General features: G+C 53.2%; 1 rRNA gene. It reads left to right on the plus strand.

The window, feature by feature from the left end:
- Positions 1-1,488 (plus strand): 23S ribosomal RNA (locus DEU30_RS13545); the annotation flags it as partial.

The following is a 1,488-nucleotide window of genomic DNA, read 5'->3' on the forward strand; positions in this document are numbered from 1 at the left end:
GAAGGTGGTTCGAGAGGACTGCTGGACATATCAGAAGTGCGAATGCTGACATGAGTAACGATAATGGGAGTGAAAAACTCCCACGCCGGAAGACCAAGGTTTCCTATCCCATGCTAATCAGGGTAGGGTAAGTCGGCCCCTAAGGCGAGGCGGAAACGCGTAGTCGATGGAAAACAGGTCAATATTCCTGTACCGATGTTCATTGCGATGGGGGGACGGAGAAGGCTAGGTGAGCCGGGCGTTGGTAGTCCCGGTGAAAGTGCGTAGGCTGAGGACTTAGGTAAATCCGGGTCCTTAAGGCCGAGACACGAGACGAGTACCCACGGGTGCGAAGTCATTGATGCCATGCTTCCGGGAAAAGCCTCTAAGCTTCAGATGAACATTGACCGTACCCCAAACCGACACAGGTGGTCAGGTAGAGAATACTAAGGCGCTTGAGAGAACTCGGGTGAAGGAACTAGGCAAAATAGTACCGTAACTTCGGGAGAAGGTACGCCACTGGTGGTGATTGACTTCGCGTCATGAGCTGCTGGTGGTCGCAGTGACCAGGTGGCTGGGACTGTTTATTAAAAACACAGCACTGTGCTAACACGAAAGTGGACGTATACGGTGTGACACCTGCCCGGTGCCGGAAGGTTAATTGATGGGGTTAGTTTTCGGACGAAGCTCTTGATCGAAGCCCCGGTAAACGGCGGCCGTAACTATAACGGTCCTAAGGTAGCGAAATTCCTTGTCGGGTAAGTTCCGACCTGCACGAATGGTGTAACCATGGCCACGCTGTCTCCACCCGAGACTCAGTGAAATTGAAATCGCAGTGAAGATGCTGTGTACCCGCGGCTAGACGGAAAGACCCCGTGAACCTTTACTACAGCTTGGCACTGAACATTGAACCTACATGTGTAGGATAGGTGGGAGGCTTTGAAGCGTTGGCGCTAGTTGACGTGGAGCCATCCTTGAAATACCACCCTTGTATGTTTGATGTTCTAACATTGGCCCCTTATCGGGGTTGTGGACAGTGCCTGGTGGGTAGTTTGACTGGGGCGGTCTCCTCCCAAAGAGTAACGGAGGAGCACGAAGGTTGGCTAAGTACGGTCGGACATCGTACGGTTAGTGCAATGGCAGAAGCCAGCTTAACTGCGAGACAGACACGTCGAGCAGATACGAAAGTAGGTCATAGTGATCCGGTGGTTCTGAATGGAAGGGCCATCGCTCAACGGATAAAAGGTACTCCGGGGATAACAGGCTGATACCGCCCAAGAGTTCATATCGACGGCGGTGTTTGGCACCTCGATGTCGGCTCATCACATCCTGGGGCTGAAGTCGGTCCCAAGGGTATGGCTGTTCGCCATTTAAAGTGGTACGCGAGCTGGGTTTAGAACGTCGTGAGACAGTTCGGTCCCTATCTGCCGTGGGCGTTTGAGAGTTGAGAGGAGCTGCTCCTAGTACGAGAGGACCGGAGTGGACGAACCTCTGGTGTTCGGGTTGTCA

This window comes from Idiomarina sp. 017G, assembly GCF_004362265.1.
GTDB classification, from domain to species: domain Bacteria; phylum Pseudomonadota; class Gammaproteobacteria; order Enterobacterales; family Alteromonadaceae; genus Idiomarina; species Idiomarina loihiensis.